General features: G+C 69.0%; 18 protein-coding genes. 17 read left to right on the top strand and 1 reads right to left on the bottom strand.

Annotation, left to right across the window (positions count from 1 at the left end):
• Positions 1 to 15 precede the first annotated feature (15 nt).
• The 17 genes from folE to AC5Y5E_RS15625 all read left to right on the top strand — a co-directional run bounded on the left by folE (position 16) and on the right by AC5Y5E_RS15625 (position 14,577).
• Positions 16 to 648, top strand: coding sequence for a GTP cyclohydrolase I FolE (folE, locus tag AC5Y5E_RS15705; protein WP_499903869.1), 633 nt, complete (start codon positions 16 to 18; stop codon positions 646 to 648).
• Entirely contained in the window at positions 645 to 1,469 is an 825-nt protein-coding gene (gene folP / locus AC5Y5E_RS15700; protein WP_499903868.1) for a dihydropteroate synthase, read from the top strand. The genes folE and folP overlap by 4 nt, the downstream gene beginning before the upstream one ends.
• Positions 1,462 to 1,863, top strand: a complete 402-nt coding sequence (gene folB / locus AC5Y5E_RS15695) for a dihydroneopterin aldolase (RefSeq protein ID WP_499903867.1) — start codon at positions 1,462 to 1,464, stop codon at positions 1,861 to 1,863. Before folP ends, folB begins: the two co-directional genes overlap by 8 nt.
• The gene (folK, locus tag AC5Y5E_RS15690; protein WP_499903866.1) at positions 1,860 to 2,396 is read left to right on the top strand and encodes a 2-amino-4-hydroxy-6-hydroxymethyldihydropteridine diphosphokinase; all 537 of its coding nucleotides are present in this window, start codon (positions 1,860 to 1,862) and stop codon (positions 2,394 to 2,396) included. Before folB ends, folK begins: the two co-directional genes overlap by 4 nt.
• The gene (locus AC5Y5E_RS15685; protein WP_499903865.1) at positions 2,396 to 2,872 is read left to right on the top strand and encodes a DUF3180 domain-containing protein; all 477 of its coding nucleotides are present in this window, start codon (positions 2,396 to 2,398) and stop codon (positions 2,870 to 2,872) included. Before folK ends, AC5Y5E_RS15685 begins: the two co-directional genes overlap by 1 nt.
• An 88-nt stretch (positions 2,873 to 2,960) precedes the next feature.
• The gene (locus AC5Y5E_RS15680) at positions 2,961 to 4,349 is read left to right on the top strand and encodes a DUF6779 domain-containing protein (RefSeq protein ID WP_499903864.1); all 1,389 of its coding nucleotides are present in this window, start codon (positions 2,961 to 2,963) and stop codon (positions 4,347 to 4,349) included.
• A 125-nt stretch (positions 4,350 to 4,474) separates the two neighbouring features.
• Positions 4,475 to 5,386 (top strand): Rossmann-like and DUF2520 domain-containing protein, encoded by a 912-nt coding sequence (locus tag AC5Y5E_RS15675; RefSeq protein WP_499903863.1) that lies wholly within the window; start codon positions 4,475 to 4,477, stop codon positions 5,384 to 5,386.
• The gene (gene panC / locus AC5Y5E_RS15670; protein ID WP_499903862.1) at positions 5,383 to 6,321 is read left to right on the top strand and encodes a pantoate--beta-alanine ligase; all 939 of its coding nucleotides are present in this window, start codon (positions 5,383 to 5,385) and stop codon (positions 6,319 to 6,321) included. Before AC5Y5E_RS15675 ends, panC begins: the two co-directional genes overlap by 4 nt.
• Positions 6,321 to 6,740: an aspartate 1-decarboxylase gene (panD, locus tag AC5Y5E_RS15665; protein WP_499903861.1), complete on the top strand. Its 420-nt coding sequence runs from the start codon at positions 6,321 to 6,323 to the stop codon at positions 6,738 to 6,740. The genes panC and panD overlap by 1 nt, the downstream gene beginning before the upstream one ends.
• A 2-nt stretch (positions 6,741 to 6,742) precedes the next feature.
• Complete coding sequence (locus AC5Y5E_RS15660; RefSeq protein ID WP_499903860.1) at positions 6,743 to 7,558, top strand: type III pantothenate kinase; 816 nt, start codon at positions 6,743 to 6,745, stop codon at positions 7,556 to 7,558.
• 104 nt (positions 7,559 to 7,662) lie between these two features.
• Complete coding sequence (gene lysS / locus AC5Y5E_RS15655; RefSeq protein WP_499903859.1) at positions 7,663 to 9,162, top strand: lysine--tRNA ligase; 1,500 nt, start codon at positions 7,663 to 7,665, stop codon at positions 9,160 to 9,162.
• A 113-nt stretch (positions 9,163 to 9,275) separates the two neighbouring features.
• Entirely contained in the window at positions 9,276 to 9,614 is a 339-nt protein-coding gene (gene lsr2, locus AC5Y5E_RS15650; protein WP_066817684.1) for a histone-like nucleoid-structuring protein Lsr2, read from the top strand.
• A gap of 299 nt (positions 9,615 to 9,913) precedes the next feature.
• Complete coding sequence (gene clpC1 / locus AC5Y5E_RS15645; RefSeq protein WP_499881554.1) at positions 9,914 to 12,448, top strand: ATP-dependent protease ATP-binding subunit ClpC; 2,535 nt, start codon at positions 9,914 to 9,916, stop codon at positions 12,446 to 12,448.
• 70 nt (positions 12,449 to 12,518) lie between these two features.
• Positions 12,519 to 12,899 carry a YbjQ family protein gene (locus tag AC5Y5E_RS15640; protein ID WP_068131246.1) on the top strand — a complete coding sequence of 127 codons (381 nt, stop codon included), beginning with the start codon at positions 12,519 to 12,521 and terminating at the stop codon, positions 12,897 to 12,899.
• A 137-nt stretch (positions 12,900 to 13,036) separates the two neighbouring features.
• On the top strand, positions 13,037 to 13,252 hold the full coding sequence (locus AC5Y5E_RS15635; protein WP_499903858.1) for a CbtB domain-containing protein: 216 nt from the start codon (positions 13,037 to 13,039) through the stop codon (positions 13,250 to 13,252).
• A gap of 9 nt (positions 13,253 to 13,261) precedes the next feature.
• The gene (locus AC5Y5E_RS15630; RefSeq protein WP_499903857.1) at positions 13,262 to 14,029 is read left to right on the top strand and encodes a CbtA family protein; all 768 of its coding nucleotides are present in this window, start codon (positions 13,262 to 13,264) and stop codon (positions 14,027 to 14,029) included.
• Positions 14,026 to 14,577, top strand: a complete 552-nt coding sequence (locus tag AC5Y5E_RS15625; protein ID WP_499903856.1) for a histidine phosphatase family protein — start codon at positions 14,026 to 14,028, stop codon at positions 14,575 to 14,577. The genes AC5Y5E_RS15630 and AC5Y5E_RS15625 overlap by 4 nt, the downstream gene beginning before the upstream one ends.
• A gap of 4 nt (positions 14,578 to 14,581) precedes the next feature.
• Here AC5Y5E_RS15625 and AC5Y5E_RS15620 read toward each other — a convergent pair whose 3' ends face one another.
• Positions 14,582 to 15,310, bottom strand: a complete 729-nt coding sequence (locus AC5Y5E_RS15620; protein WP_499903855.1) for a hypothetical protein — start codon at positions 15,308 to 15,310, stop codon at positions 14,582 to 14,584.

The following is a 15,310-nucleotide window of genomic DNA, read 5'->3' as shown; positions in this document are numbered from 1 at the left end:
GAAACGGAGGATTCGATGGCTCTCGCGGATCTGGGGCCCGATTTGGGGCCGGACACCCGCCAGGCGACCCCGCGCATCCGGGCGTTCGATCAGCAACGTGCCGAGGCCGCGATCCGCGAGCTGCTGTACGCGATCGGCGAAGACCCCGATCGAAATGGCTTGCAGGACACGCCGGCCCGCGTCGCGCGCGCCTATCGCGAGATGTTCGCCGGGCTCTACACCGATCCCGACAGCGTCCTGAACACCATGTTCGACGAGGACCACGACGAGATGGTGATCGTCAAGGAAATCCCGCTGTACTCGACCTGCGAGCATCACCTGGTCTCGTTCCACGGGGTGGCCCACGTCGGCTACATCCCCGGCAAGGACGGCAGGGTGACCGGCCTGTCCAAGATCGCCCGTCTCGTGGACCTGTACGCCAAGCGGCCCCAGGTTCAGGAGCGGCTCACCAGCCAGATCGCCGACGCTCTGGTGAACAAGCTCGACCCGCGCGGGGTGATCGTCGTCGTCGAGGCCGAGCACCTGTGCATGGCGATGCGCGGCGTCCGCAAGCCCGGCGCCGTCACCACGACGTCGGCGGTGCGTGGCATGTTCAAGACCAGTCCCGCGTCCCGGGCCGAAGCGCTCGATCTGATCCTGCGCAGGTGAGTCCGGCGCCCATGCAGGTGATGGGAGTCCTGAACGTCACCGACGATTCGTTCTCCGACGGCGGGCGCTATCTCGATGCCGACGACGCCGTCGCCCATGGCCTGGCGATGGCCGCCGAGGGCGCGGGCATCGTCGACGTCGGAGGGGAGTCGACCCGGCCCGGCGCCGTTCGCGTCGATCCCCGGGTCGAGGCGTCGCGTGTGGTTCCCGTCGTCAAAGAACTTGCCGCGCAAGGCATCACCGTCAGCATCGACACCATGCACGCCGACGTCGCGCGGGCAGCGCTGCAGAGCGGGGCGCGGATCGTCAACGACGTGTCGGGTGGTCGAGCCGACCCCGCGATGGCCCCGCTGCTCGCCGAGGCCGGTGTGCCGTGGGTGTTGATGCACTGGCGGCCCGTGTCGCCCGAGCGTCCGCATGAGGCCCCGCAGTACCGCGACGTGGTGGCCGAGGTGCGCGCCGAGCTGCTTACCAACGTCGACGACGCGGTGGCCGCGGGGGTGGATCCCGAGAAGCTGGTGATCGACCCGGGGCTGGGATTCGCCAAGACGGCACAACACAATTGGGCGTTGCTGCACGCGCTGCCGCAGCTCGTCGCCACCGGAATCCCGGTGCTACTGGGCGCCTCGCGCAAGCGGTTCCTCGGCACGTTGCTCGCCGGGCCCGACGGGTCGCCGCGACCGCCCGACGGGCGCGAGACGGCGACGGCGGTGATATCCGCGCTGGCCGCCCTGCACGGGGCCTGGGGCGTGCGGGTGCACGACGTGCGCGCCTCCGTCGATGCCCTCAAGGTCGTCGAGGCATGGGCCCAGAATGGCTGATCGAATCGAGTTGCGCGGCTTGGTCGTTCGCGGCTGTCACGGGGTCTTCGAACACGAGCGCGCGTCCGGGCAGGATTTCGTCGTCGACATCACCGTGTGGATCGACCTGGCCGACGCCGCCGCGAGCGACGACCTGGCCGACACGTACGACTACGGCGCGCTGGCGCAGCTGGCCGCCGACGTGGTCTCGGGGCCGGCGCGCAAGCTGATCGAAACGGTCGGCGCCGAGATCGCCGACCGGGTGATGCACGACGGGCGCGTGCACGCCGTCGAGGTGGTGGTGCACAAGCCGCAGGCCCCCATCCCGCAACAGTTCGCCGACGTGGCCGTCGTGGTGCGGCGGTCGCGGCGCGGCGGTCGTGGTTCGGTGATCCCGGCCGGCGGGGCGGTATGAGTCGCGTCGTGCTGTCCGTCGGCTCCAACCTGGGGGACCGGTTGGCCCGGCTGCAGTCGGTCGTCGACGCGCTCGGGGAAACGGTGGTCGCGGTGTCTCCCGTCTATGAGACGGACCCCTGGGGCCGGGTGGATCAGGCCCCGTTTCTCAACGCGGTGCTGATCGCCGACGACCCGGCGTGCGACGGGCAGGCGTGGCTGAGCCGGGCGCAGGAGCTCGAGCGGGCGGCGGGTCGGGTCCGCGGCGAGCGCTGGGGCCCGCGCTCCCTCGACGTCGACCTGGTCGCCTGTTACGGCGAAGGCGAAATGGAAGTGATCACCCGCGAGCCCAACCTGACGCTGCCGCACCCGCTGGCCCACCTGCGGGCGTTCGTGATGGTGCCGTGGCTGTCCATCGAGCCGGACGCCCGGCTGACGGTCGCCGAAGGGCGGCGTCCCGTCGCCCAGCTGCTGGCCGAACTGGACCCGGCCGACCGGGCCGGCGTTCGGCTGTCCAACCTGACGCTCACGCTCGACAAGAAATCGGAAACCTGATGGGCCCGACCCGCAAGCGTGACCTGACGGCCGCGGTGGTCGGCGCTGCGGTGTTGGGCTATCTGCTGGTGGTCTCGCTGTATCGCTGGTTTCCGCCCATCACGATGTGGACCGGCGTCTCGCTGCTGGTGGTCGCCGTCGCCGAGGCGCTGTGGGCGCGCTACGTGCGGGTCAAGATCGGCGACGGCGAGATCGGGGACGGGCCGGGCTGGCTGCATCCGCTGGCGGTGGCACGCAGCGTGATGGTGGCCAAGGCGTCGGCGTGGGTGGGCGCGCTGGTGCTGGGCTGGTGGGTGGGGGTGCTGGTCTACTTGCTGCCGCGGCGGTCCTGGCTGCGCGCGGCCGAGGAGGACACCACCGGCGCGTTGGTGGCCGCCATCAGCGCGCTCGCGTTGGTCGTCGCCGCGCTGTGGCTGCAACATTGCTGCAAGTCCCCGCAGGATCCGACCGAGCACGGCGAGGGCGCGGAAACCTAGCGCACCCGGCGACCCGGCGATCAACCCGGGTGGGAATCGCCGGAGCCGCGCGACACGCGGAGTGACCTCGCGCAGGTACTCTCAGGCCATGACCGTTCTGTCCCGCGGCGCCCGGGTTCGGCGCGGCGGCCGCAGGCCGGGGTGGGTGCTCTTGACGGCGTTGCTGGTCCTCGCGATGGGGGCCAGTTCCGCACTGGTTTTCACCAACCGGGTGGAACTCCTCAAGCTCGCTGTAATCCTGGCGCTGTGGGCCGCAGTCGCCGGCGCCTTCGTTTCGGTGCTCTACCGCCGCCAAAGCGACGCGGACCAGTCCCGCGTCCGCGACCTGAAGCTGGTCTACGACCTGCAGCTGGACCGCGAGATCTCGGCCCGCCGCGAATACGAGCTGACGGTGGAGTCGCAGCTGCGGCGCGAGCTGGCATCCGAGCTGCGCGCCCAGGCCGAGGACGATCTGGCCGCGCTGCGCGCGGAACTGAGCGCGTTGCGGACCAGCCTCGAGATCCTGTTCGACACCGACCTGCAGCAGCGCCCGGCGCTCGAGACGCACGAGACCGAGGCGCCACGTGGGCGGGCGTACAGCGAGTGGGAACGCAACGGCGAGAGCAACCCGGACTGGGTGTCCAGCGATCGCGTCGCGTCGGTCGCCCGGGACATCCCGCCCGGCCAGGCGGACAGCCGTGCCGACGAAGCCGCGATCATCGACGTGCCCGAGGAACCGCTGCTGCCGCCCCGGCAGCCGCCGCCCCCGCGCGAGCGGTTCCAGTACGACCCGCGCCAAGAGGCGCGATACGTGGTCTCCCAAGAGCCGCCGTACATGACGCCGCCGCCCGCGCCGGAGCCGCGCTACGAGCAGCGTCAGCCGCCGCCACCACCGCCACCACCTCCGCAACCGGAACCGCAGCCGCAGATGCAGGACTGGCGGCCCGCCGCCGCGGAAGGGCAGTGGTTGCCCCCGGGCGCGCCCGGCAGCAACTGGGCCGGCGGCGACGCGGCCGCCGCGCCGGGCGGAGGGTCGCCGGGCGGGCGGCGCGCCCGTCACTACGGCGCCGAGGAACCTTTGGACGGCTCGCCCTTCGAGCACCCGCAACCACCGCCATACGGCGAACCCGGCCGTCGGGCGCGGTCGCGCCACTCGGCGGAATATCGCGACTACGGCGTGCGCAACTATCCCTCGCAAGCGGGCGGTACCCCCACGCCGACGAACGAGCCCACGCCCCCGCCCGCCCCGGCCGCCGCGCCGCCGCCACCCCCGCAACCGGGCTCGCCGTCCCCCGGCGCGGCGCCGCCGCCACCGCAGATGGCTCCCCCGCCGCACGCCGAGGTCGCGCCCCGGCATCGTGGCACCGACCCCCTGCCGCGGGGCGCCGATGGTTCCGACGACAGCCCGCCGAGCGGGGGCCAGTCGGTGGCCGAACTGCTGGCTCGGCTGCAGGTCGAGCCCTCCGGCGGCGGTCGCCGCCGTCGCCGCGACGGCTGAGCTGGGAGCTTCCTCACACCTGCTTTCGTTGGGCTCGGCCCGATGGATCGATTAAAGTCTTAGGGACCGTCCGGTACCCGCGCATGGGACTGGAACGAACCAAGAAAGCTATGAGGTCGTCTGCGATGGAGCAGTTCGACGGACTGCGCCCGGCGCGGCTCAAGGTGGGCATCATCTCCGCCGGCCGGGTGGGCTCCGCGCTCGGTGTCGCGCTGGAGCGCGCTGACCACGTCGTCGTGGCCTGCAGCGCCGTCTCGCACGCGTCGCGCGAGCGGGCGCACCACCGGTTGCCCGATACGCCGGTGGCGTCGCCGCCCGACGTGGCCGCCAACGCCGAGCTGCTGTTTTTGGCCGTTCCCGACAGCGAACTCGCCGGCCTGGTGTCCGGGCTGGCCGCCACCTCCGCCGTGCGCCCCGGCACGATCGTCGCGCACACCTCCGGCGCCAATGGGGTCGGCATCCTCGCGCCGCTGAGCCACGACGGCTGCATCCCGCTGGCGATTCACCCGGCGATGACGTTCACCGGCTCCGACGAGGACATCAGCCGGCTGCCCGACACCTGCTTCGGGATCACCGCGGCCGACGAGGTCGGGTACGCCATCGCGCAGTCGCTGGTACTCGAGATGGGCGGCGAGCCGTTCTGCGTCCCCGAGGACGCCCGAGTTCTATACCACGCCGCGCTGGCGCACGCGAGCAACCACCTCGTGACGGTGCTCGCCGACGCGGTCGAGGCGTTGCGGGCCGCGCTGCGCGGCAGCGAATTGCTCGGGCAACAGACGGTCGACGACCAGCCGGGCGGCCTCGCCGAACGCATCGTCGGGCCGCTGGCCCGCGCGGCGCTGGAGAACACCCTGCGCCGCGGGCAGGCCGCCCTGACCGGGCCGGTCGCCCGCGGCGACGCCGCCGCCGTGGCCGAGCATCTGGCCGCGCTGGCCGACGTCGATTCTGACCTGGCCCAGGCGTATCGGGTCAACGCCTTGCGGACCGCCCAGCGCGCGCACGCCCCCGCCGACGTCCTCGAGGTGTTGGCGCGATGAACGCACGCAAGCCCACCTTCGACCCCGGCGAACTCAACGTCTACTCGGCGCCGCGCGACGTCACCGACGTCAGCCGCGCGCTGCGCCATACCGGCCGGCGCGTGATGCTGGTGCCCACCATGGGTGCCCTGCACGACGGGCACCTCGCCCTGGTGCGGGCCGCCAAGCGGGTCCCCGGCTCGGTGGTCGTTGTCTCGATCTTCGTCAACCCGCTGCAATTCGGGGCCGGGGAAGACCTCGACGCCTACCCCCGGACCCTCGACGAGGACCTGGCGCTGCTGCGCGGCGAGGACGTCGAGATCGCGTTCGCGCCCACCGCCTCGGCGATGTACCCCGACGGCCTGCGCACCACCGTGCACCCCGGCGCGCTGGCCGGCGAACTCGAGGGCGGCGCGCGGCCGACCCATTTCGCCGGCGTGCTGACCGTGGTGTGCAAGCTCATGCAGATCGTGCGCCCCGATCGCATTTTCTTCGGCGAGAAGGACTACCAGCAATTGGTCCTGATCCGTCAGATGGTCACCGACCTCAACATCGACGTGGCCGTCGTCGGCGTCCCCACCGTGCGCGAATTCGACGGCCTGGCGATGTCGTCGCGCAACCGCTACCTGGACCCGACGCAACGCGAACTGGCCGGCACGCTTTCGGCGGCACTGACCGCGGCGGCGCACGCCGCGCCCGCTGGCGCGCAGGCCGCACTGGACGCCGCCAACGCCGTGCTGGACGCCGTGCCCGCGATCAGCGTCGACTACCTCGAGCTGCGCGACGCGGACCTGGGCCCGCTGCGGGCCGGGGCGCCTGGCCGGCTGCTGATCGCGGCCCGGCTGGGCACCACCCGGCTGCTGGACAACATCGCCATCGAAGTAGGAACACCACCGCCGGCACCCACGGGGCCGGACGCTTATCGCGACACCCTCGAATCACATTGGAGGAATTGATGTTACGGACGATGCTGAAGTCGAAGATCCACCGCGCCACCGTGACGCAGGCCGACCTGCATTACGTCGGCTCGGTGACCATTGACGCCGACCTGATGGACGCCGCGGACCTGCTCGAGGGCGAGCAGGTGACCATCGTGGACATCGACAACGGCGCCCGTTTGGTCACCTACGCCATCACCGGCGAACGCGGCAGCGGTGTGATCGGAATCAACGGCGCCGCAGCGCATTTGATTCACCCCGGCGACCTGGTGATCCTGATCGCGTACGGGACGATGGAAGACGCCGAGGCGCGCGCCTACCGGCCGCGGATCGTATTCGTCGGCGCCGACAACAAGCCGATCGACCTCGGCGACGACCCGGCGTTCGTGCCCGACGGCGTCGACGAATTGCTCGATCCCCGGATCGGCGCGAGGTAGCCGTGCTGCTGGCCATCGACGTCCGCAACACGCACACCGTCGTCGGACTGCTATCCGGATCCAAGGAGCACGCAAAGGTCGTGCAGCAGTGGCGGATTCGCACCGAATCCGAGGTCACCGCGGACGAACTCGCCCTGACCATCGACGGCCTGATCGGTGACGACTCCGAGCGCCTCACCGGCGCCGCCGCGCTGTCGACCGTCCCGTCGGTGCTGCACGAGGTGCGGGTCATGCTCGACCAGTACTGGCCGTCGGTGCCCAGCGTGCTCATCGAGCCCGGGGTGCGCACCGGGATACCGCTGCTGGTCGACAATCCGAAAGAGGTGGGCGCCGACCGGATCGTCAACTGCCTGGCGGCCTTCCACAAATACCGCAAGGCGGCCGTCGTCGTCGATTTCGGCTCCTCGATCTGCGTGGACGTGGTGTCGGCCAAGGGCGAGTTCCTCGGCGGTGCCATCGCCCCGGGTGTGCAGGTTTCCTCCGATGCCGCCGCCGCCCGCTCCGCGGCGCTGCGCCGCGTCGAGCTGACCCGGCCCCGATCCGTGGTCGGCAAGAACACCGTCGAATGCATGCAGGCCGGCGCGGTGTTCGGATTCGCCGGTCTGGTCGACGGTTTGGTGCAACGCATCCGTGAGAACGTGGACGGGTTCGCCGGCGACGACGTCGCCGTCGTAGCGACCGGCCATACCGCGCCGTTGCTGCTGCCCGAACTGCACACCGTCAACCACTACGACCAGCACCTGACGTTGCACGGCCTGCAGCTGGTTTTCGAACGCAACCGCGACGCCGAACGCGGCCGGCTGAAGACGGCCCGCTGAGACACGGGCTTTCCGCGTCGAGTCTGTGCACAGCGCGGCTCTTCGACCTTGGGCCCTTTACGCTCTGAGCGCAGGCTCGACGCCGTCATTTAAGCTGGCACGTCGTGAGCTCCGACGCCCCCGACCTTCCCGAGCAGTTCCGGATCCGCCGGGACAAGCGCGCTCGCCTGCTGGCCGAGGGAACCGACCCCTACCCCGTCGCCATCGAGCGCACCCACACCCTGGCCGAGGTTCGCGCCGCCCACGACGGCCTGCCGACCGACACCGCCACCGACGACATCGTCGGCGTCGCGGGCCGGGTCATCTTCGCGCGCAACTCCGGAAAACTGTGCTTCGCGACACTCCAGGACGGCGACGGCACCACCCTGCAGGTGATGGTCAGCCTCGACAAGGTCGGCCGGGAATCGCTCGATGCGTGGAAGGCCGACGTCGACCTCGGCGACCTCGTCTATGTGCACGGCAACGTGATCAGCTCACGGCGCGGCGAATTGTCCGTGCTGGCCGACTCCTGGCGGATGGCGGCCAAGTCACTGCGGCCGCTGCCCGTCGCGCACAAGGAGATGAGCGAGGAGTCGCGGGTCCGGCAGCGCTACGTCGACCTGATCGTTCGTCCCCAGGCCCGCACGGTGGCCCGGCAGCGAATCGCGGTGATCCGGGCGATCCGCAACGCGCTGGAGCGGCGCGGGTTTCTCGAAGTCGAAACGCCTATGTTGCAGACGCTGGCCGGGGGTGCCGCGGCCCGGCCGTTCATCACGCATTCCAATGCGCTCGACATCGATCTCTACCTGCGGATCGCGCCGGAACTGTTCCTCAAGCGCTGCATCGTCGGCGGATTCGACAAGGTCTTCGAGTTAAATCGCGTGTTCCGAAACGAAGGGGCCGATTCGACGCATTCTCCAGAATTTTCGATGCTGGAGACCTACCAGACCTACGGCACCTATGACGATTCGGCGATCGTCACGCGTGAGCTTATTCAAGAGGTGGCCGACGAGGCGATCGGAACCCGAGAACTCCCGTTCCCGGACGGCAGCGTGTACGACATAGACGGAGAATGGGCGTCAATACAAATGTACCCGTCGCTGTCGGCGGCGCTCGGTGAGGAGATCACACCCGACACGACGGTCGATCGCCTGCGGGCCATCGCCGATCGGCTCGGTGTGGAGATCCCCGACAACCGGGGCTACGGACACGGGAAACTCGTCGAGGAGCTGTGGGAGCACACGGTGGGCAATTCCCTGACCGCACCCACCTTCGTCAAGGATTTCCCAGTGGAGACAACACCTTTGACGCGGCAGCACCGCAGCATTCCCGGCGTGACCGAGAAGTGGGACCTCTACGTTCGCGGGGTCGAACTGGCCACCGGGTACTCCGAATTGAACGATCCCGTCGTGCAGCGCGAACGCTTCGCCGCGCAGGTCCGCGCCGCGGCCGCCGGCGACGACGAGGCCATGGCGCTCGACGAAGATTTTCTCGCCGCGCTCGAGTATGGGATGCCGCCGTGCACCGGAACCGGAATGGGTATCGATCGGTTGTTGATGTCTTTGACCGGCCTGTCAATTAGAGAGACAGTTTTGTTCCCGATTGTTCGGCCGCACTCCAGTTGACTTACCCGTTGCCCCTGGATTGAGTATTCTGCGTTGTTATGGCAGATTGGTGACTTGGGGAGTGAATCCAAACTGCTCAGCAACTGCTCAGGACGAAACGCGAGGGTAAGCTAATGGCGAAAAAAGTGACCGTCACCTTGGTCGATGATTTCGACGGTGCGGGCGCGGCCGACGAAACGGTTGAATTCGGGCTTGACGGGGTGACCTACGAGATTGACCTTTCGTCCAAGAATGCTGCGAAACTGCGCAACGATTTGAAGCAGTGGGTCGCGGCGGGCCGCCGCGTCGGCGGTCGGCGGCGCGGGCGTTCCGGCACCGGACGTGGCCGCGGCGCCATCGACCGCGAGCAAAGCGCCGCCATCCGGGAATGGGCCCGCCGCAACGGGCACAACGTGTCGACGCGCGGCCGCATCCCGGCGGACGTCATCGACGCATTCCACGCGGCGACCTAAGCGAAGCGCTTACCGGCGCCCGGGTCAGTACGGCCCGGGCGCCGGTCGTTTTCAATTTCGCTGGCGGCGGAACGCTCGCCGCCTCGCGCGGGAAACGCTTTCGTCTTTTTCCTCGTTTACCTCTTACGGCTGCGCGCCAACGGGGGTATGCGGCCGGGACGGCCAGCAACGGCAACGTTAGGAACCCCGGCAGGCCGACCATTACAGTGGAGAGCAGGTACGCGGTTCCGGCCCCTAGGGGCCGGCAATTGGCCATCAAGAGGTCTGTACCGATGGCGAGGGAGAGCAGGTAAGCACCGATGTTCGAAAGATTTACCGACCGTGCCCGCAGGGTCGTCGTCCTGGCGCAAGAAGAGGCCCGGATGCTCAACCACAACTACATCGGCACCGAGCACATCTTGTTGGGTTTGATTCACGAGGGCGAGGGCGTCGCGGCGAAGTCGCTGGAGTCGCTGGGCATCTCGCTCGAGGGCGTTCGCAGCCAGGTCGAGGAGATCATCGGCCAGGGCCAGCAGGCGCCGTCGGGGCACATCCCGTTCACCCCGCGCGCCAAGAAGGTTTTGGAGCTGAGCCTGCGCGAGGCGCTGCAGCTGGGCCACAACTACATCGGCACCGAGCACATCCTGCTCGGCCTCATCCGCGAGGGTGAGGGCGTGGCCGCCCAGGTGCTGGTCAAGCTGGGCGCCGAGCTGACCCGGGTGCGCCAGCAGGTGATCCAGCTGCTGAGCGGTTACCAGGGCAAGGAAGCCGCGGAGGCCGGCACCGGCGGCCGCGGCGGCGAGTCCGGCAGCCCGTCCACCTCGCTGGTGCTCGACCAGTTCGGCCGCAACCTGACGGCCGCCGCGATGGAAGGCAAGCTGGACCCGGTCATCGGCCGCGAGAAGGAAATCGAGCGGGTGATGCAGGTGCTGAGCCGGCGCACCAAGAACAACCCGGTGCTGATCGGCGAGCCCGGCGTCGGCAAGACGGCCGTCGTCGAGGGCCTGGCGCAGGCCATCGTGCACGGGCAGGTGCCAGAGACGCTGAAGGACAAGCAGCTCTACACGCTCGACCTGGGTTCGCTGGTGGCGGGCTCGAGGTACCGCGGTGACTTCGAGGAGCGGCTGAAGAAGGTGCTCAAGGAGATCAACACCCGCGGCGACATCATCCTGTTCATCGACGAGCTGCACACGCTGGTCGGTGCCGGCGCCGCCGAGGGCGCGATCGACGCGGCGAGCATCCTCAAGCCCAAGCTGGCCCGCGGCGAGCTGCAGACCATCGGCGCTACCACGCTCGACGAGTACCGCAAGTACATCGAGAAGGACGCCGCCCTGGAGCGCCGCTTCCAGCCCGTGCAGGTGGGTGAGCCGACGGTGGCCCACACCATCGAGATCCTCAAGGGATTGCGGGACCGGTACGAGGCCCACCACCGGGTGTCGATCAGCGACTCTGCGATCGTGGCCGCGGCCACCCTGGCCGACCGCTACATCAACGATCGATTCCTGCCGGACAAGGCCATCGACCTGATCGACGAGGCCGGCGCCCGGATGCGGATCCGCCGGATGACCGCGCCGCCAGACCTGCGCGAGTTCGACGAGAAAATTGCCGACGCCCGCCGCGAGAAGGAATCGGCGATCGACGCCCAGGACTTCGAGAAGGCCGCAAGCCTGCGGGACCGGGAGAAGCAACTGGTCGCCCAGCGGGCCGAGCGCGAAAAGCAGTGGCGCTCAGGCGACATGGATGTTGTCGCCGAGGTGGACGACAACGAGATCGCCGAGGTGCTGGGAAACTGGACCGGCATCCCGGTGTTCAAGCTCACCGAGGCCGAAACCACCCGGCTGCTGCGCATGGAGGACGAGCTGCACAAGCGGATCATCGGCCAGGTCGATGCCGTCAAGGCCGTCTCCAAGGCGATCCGCCGCACCCGCGCCGGGCTGAAGGACCCCAAGCGGCCCTCGGGCTCGTTCATCTTCGCCGGCCCATCCGGTGTCGGTAAGACCGAGCTGTCCAAGGCGCTGGCCAACTTCCTGTTCGGCGACGACGACGCGCTCATCCAGATCGACATGGGCGAGTTCCACGACCGCTTCACCGCGTCGCGGCTGTTCGGTGCCCCGCCGGGATACGTCGGCTACGAGGAGGGCGGCCAGCTCACCGAGAAGGTGCGCCGCAAGCCGTTCTCCGTGGTGCTGTTCGACGAGATCGAAAAGGCGCACCAGGAGATCTACAACAGCCTGTTGCAGGTCCTCGAGGACGGCCGGCTCACCGACGGCCAGGGGCGCACGGTGGACTTCAAGAACACCGTGCTGATCTTCACGTCCAACCTCGGCACCTCCGACATCTCCAAGCCGGTGGGCCTGGGCTTCACCCAGGGCGGCGGCGACAACAACTACGAGCGGATGAAGCAGAAGGTCAACGACGAGCTGAAGAAGCACTTCCGCCCTGAGTTCCTCAACCGCATCGACGACATCATCGTCTTCCACCAGCTGACGCGCGACGAGATCATCCAGATGGTCGACTTGATGATCGAACGGGTCGGCAAGCAGCTCAAGGCCAAAGACATGTCGATGGAGCTGACCGACAAGGCCAAGGCTCTGCTGGCCAAGCGTGGCTTCGACCCGGTGCTGGGCGCCCGTCCGTTGCGGCGCACCATCCAGCGCGAGATCGAGGACCAGCTCTCCGAGAAGATCCTTTTCGAGGAGGTCGGCCCCGGGCAGCTCGTCACCGTCGACGTGGACAATTGGGACGGGGAAGGCGCCGGCGAGGAGGCGGTGTTCACGTTTACCGGAACCCGCAAGCCGCCGGTCGAGCCTGATCTGGCCAAGGCCGGAGCGCACAGCGCACCCGAAACGCAGTAGCGATCGCAGCGAACAGGCGGTTAATCTCTGACGGGATTAACCGCCTGTCTCGCATGTAAGGGGCCCGCCTGTGCTGATCGTGACGACTAATGACCTGCCGGGCTGGGAGATCCAGCGCGTGTGCGGCGAAGTGTTCGGGCTGACCGTCCGCTCGCGAAATGCGTTCTCCCAGATGGGCGCCGGCTTCAAGGCGATGTTCGGCGGCGAGCTGCAGGGGATGACCAAGAACCTGTCCGACAGCCGCAACGAGGCGATGGGACGGCTGATCGCCGAGGCGCGAAACCGCGGCGGCAACGCGATCGTCGCAATGCGCTTCGACACCACCGAGATCGGCGACGTGTGGACCGAGATCTGCGCCTACGGCACGGCGGTCCAGGCGGTCCCGGTCACCGAGGGCGCCAAGTACACCGCCGGCCAGCTCGGCTACGGCGCCGCGGCGCCCCAACATTGACGCGCGGTCTAGACTGACAGCTGTCCTGACGGACCACGGAATCTGGTGAAATTCCAGAACGGTCGCGCCACTGTCGAAAGTCAGACCCGTAGCCCGTCATCCGCAGCGGGGACGCGTAATCCCCGGAAGGAGTACCCGTGGCAAATCTCGAGAAGGCCGGCGCCCGTACCCGGTCGGTCGATCTGTCGGCGGCCAGCGCCGCGCTCTGGTTGGCGGCGACCGCGTTCCTGGCGCTGTTGGCCCTGTACTTCGTCGGGGTCGATCAGGGCGCGCTGTCGCTGTTCGGCAGCGACTCCCACGTGCACGAGTTCGTCCACGACGCACGCCATCTGCTCGGCTTCCCCTGCCACTGACCCCGCAGCGTGGAGAAGCGGCTGATCGCACGCGGTCTCCTGGCGGGGGCCGTCGGCGCGGTGCTCGCGTTCCTGTTCGCCCGCGTGTGCGCGGAGCCGGTTATCGCGCGCGCGATCGCTTTTGAGGACGGGCGAAGCGACGCCCTCAACGCTCATGGCGTGCATGAGCACGGCGCCGAGTTGTTCAGTCGCGGCGTGCAGTCCAACGCCGGATTGGGTTTCGGCGTGCTGATTTTCGGCGTCGCGATGGGAGCGCTGTTTTCCGTACTGTTCTGCGTTGTCTCGGCGCGGGCGAGAACCATTGGGGTGCGTCCACTTTCGGCGCTCCTAGCGGCGGGAGCGTTCGTCGCGGTTTACCTGGTGCCGTTCCTCAAGTACCCGCCGAATCCGCCCGCGGTGGGCCAGGCGGACACGATCGGGGCGCGCACCGGCTGGTACCTGGTGATGGTGCTGGGCTCGGTGGCGCTGGCGATCGCCGCCGTGTGGCTTTCCCGACGGCTCGCGGCCCGGCTCGGGGCGTGGAGCGCCGGTGTGTCCGCGGCGGCGGCCTACGTGCTCGCGATCGCCGTGGTGGCCGTGCCGCTACCTGTCGTCGATGAGACTCCGCCGCCGTTGCGCGACGCCTCGGGCGCGATCATCTATCCCGGCTTTCCGGCCGACGTGCTCTACGAATTCAGACTGCTCTCACTTGGCGCGCAGCTGGTGTTGTGGGCGGCGATCGGTGTGGTCTTCGCGATACTGGCGGGCCGGTTACTGGAGGAGCGAGTACCCGCGTGACCGATGTCGTTCGCCTGACCCTGGTGTCGCACGCGATGACCGATGCCATGGCGGATGGACGCTTCCCCGCGGACGAGCCGCTCAATGGCATCGGCCTTCGGCAGGCGAAAAAGGCTGGGCGCCTTGAGGTAGATGGGACCACGCGCCAGCTCACGGGACCCGAGCGGCGCGCCCGCCAAACCGCGCAGCTGCTCGGCCTGCACGCCACGGTCGAGCCGCGGCTGGCCGATCTCGATTGCGACGGGTGGTGCGGGCAGACCCTGCGGGCCGTCGGCCCCGCGGACCTCGAGACGTGGCTCACCGATCCGGCGCGGGCACCGCACGGCGGCGAGTCGATCGTCGACCTGATGGGGCGTGTCGCAGGCTGGCTAGACGGGCTGACCGGCGAAGCGACGCCGGCGGTGGCGGTGACGCATCCGGCGGTGATCCGGGCGGCCATCCTGGAGGCCCTCGACATGCCGCCGAAGTCGTTCTGGCGCATCGACATCGCACCGGTCGGTCGCGTCGTCATGCACTTTCGCGCCGGCCGCTGGACGCTGCGTTTGTGAGTCCCTAGCGGCTCTCCGGATCGGGGCCTGGCGCCGGCCTGATCTCCGCGCCCGGCGGCTCGCGCAGCCACGCCGTGGAGACCGTGGACCACTCCCCGACGCCGGCGTAGGAGCTAAACCGAGTCGTCGAGATCTTGGGATGCGCCAGCAGCAATCCCGCCGGCGACAGGTGCACCGCATCCCAGCGCTGCGCGATCGCCGGCCAGTCCGGGTACCTACAGCCGTCCGCCGTGGCGGCGTTCGCGTCGATCAGGTCGGCCCAGTCGCGGGCCGAATCGATCTGCGCGACGCGAACCCGGGCGACATTGAAATGCACTTCCCAGCGCGGCATTTCGCGTCGCAGGTTCTCGCCGCACAGGGTCCACGAGTCCTCGTCCTCCGTGATCGGCGTCGAGGTCCAGAACGCGCCGGTGGGCAACGCGCTGAACGGGTTTCGATTGTGGACGCTCGGCGCGTGCAGCTCGCCCAAATCCCCCTGGTGGATCTGCGGCGACCCGAACGAGGGTAGCGCCGACAGCGCTGCGCGGCCCCAGCTGTCGTACTTGCGCAGCTCCGGATCATCCACATCGAAGTCCGCCACGTCGTGCCAACGATCCGAGTAGAGATAGCCGGAGATGGCCCAGGCCGCGGCCCCGATCAGCCTCTCGGGTACGGCGAGGCCGCCGAAGCGCCGCATGTCCTCGACGAACAGGCGCCCCGGAAAGGTATCCAGCAGCGATTCGCGGGCGGTCAC

The organism is Mycobacterium sp. NGS54 (genome assembly GCF_059812465.1).
Note: the sequence above shows the minus strand (reverse complement) of the source record. Positions and strands in the feature narration are given on the sequence as shown.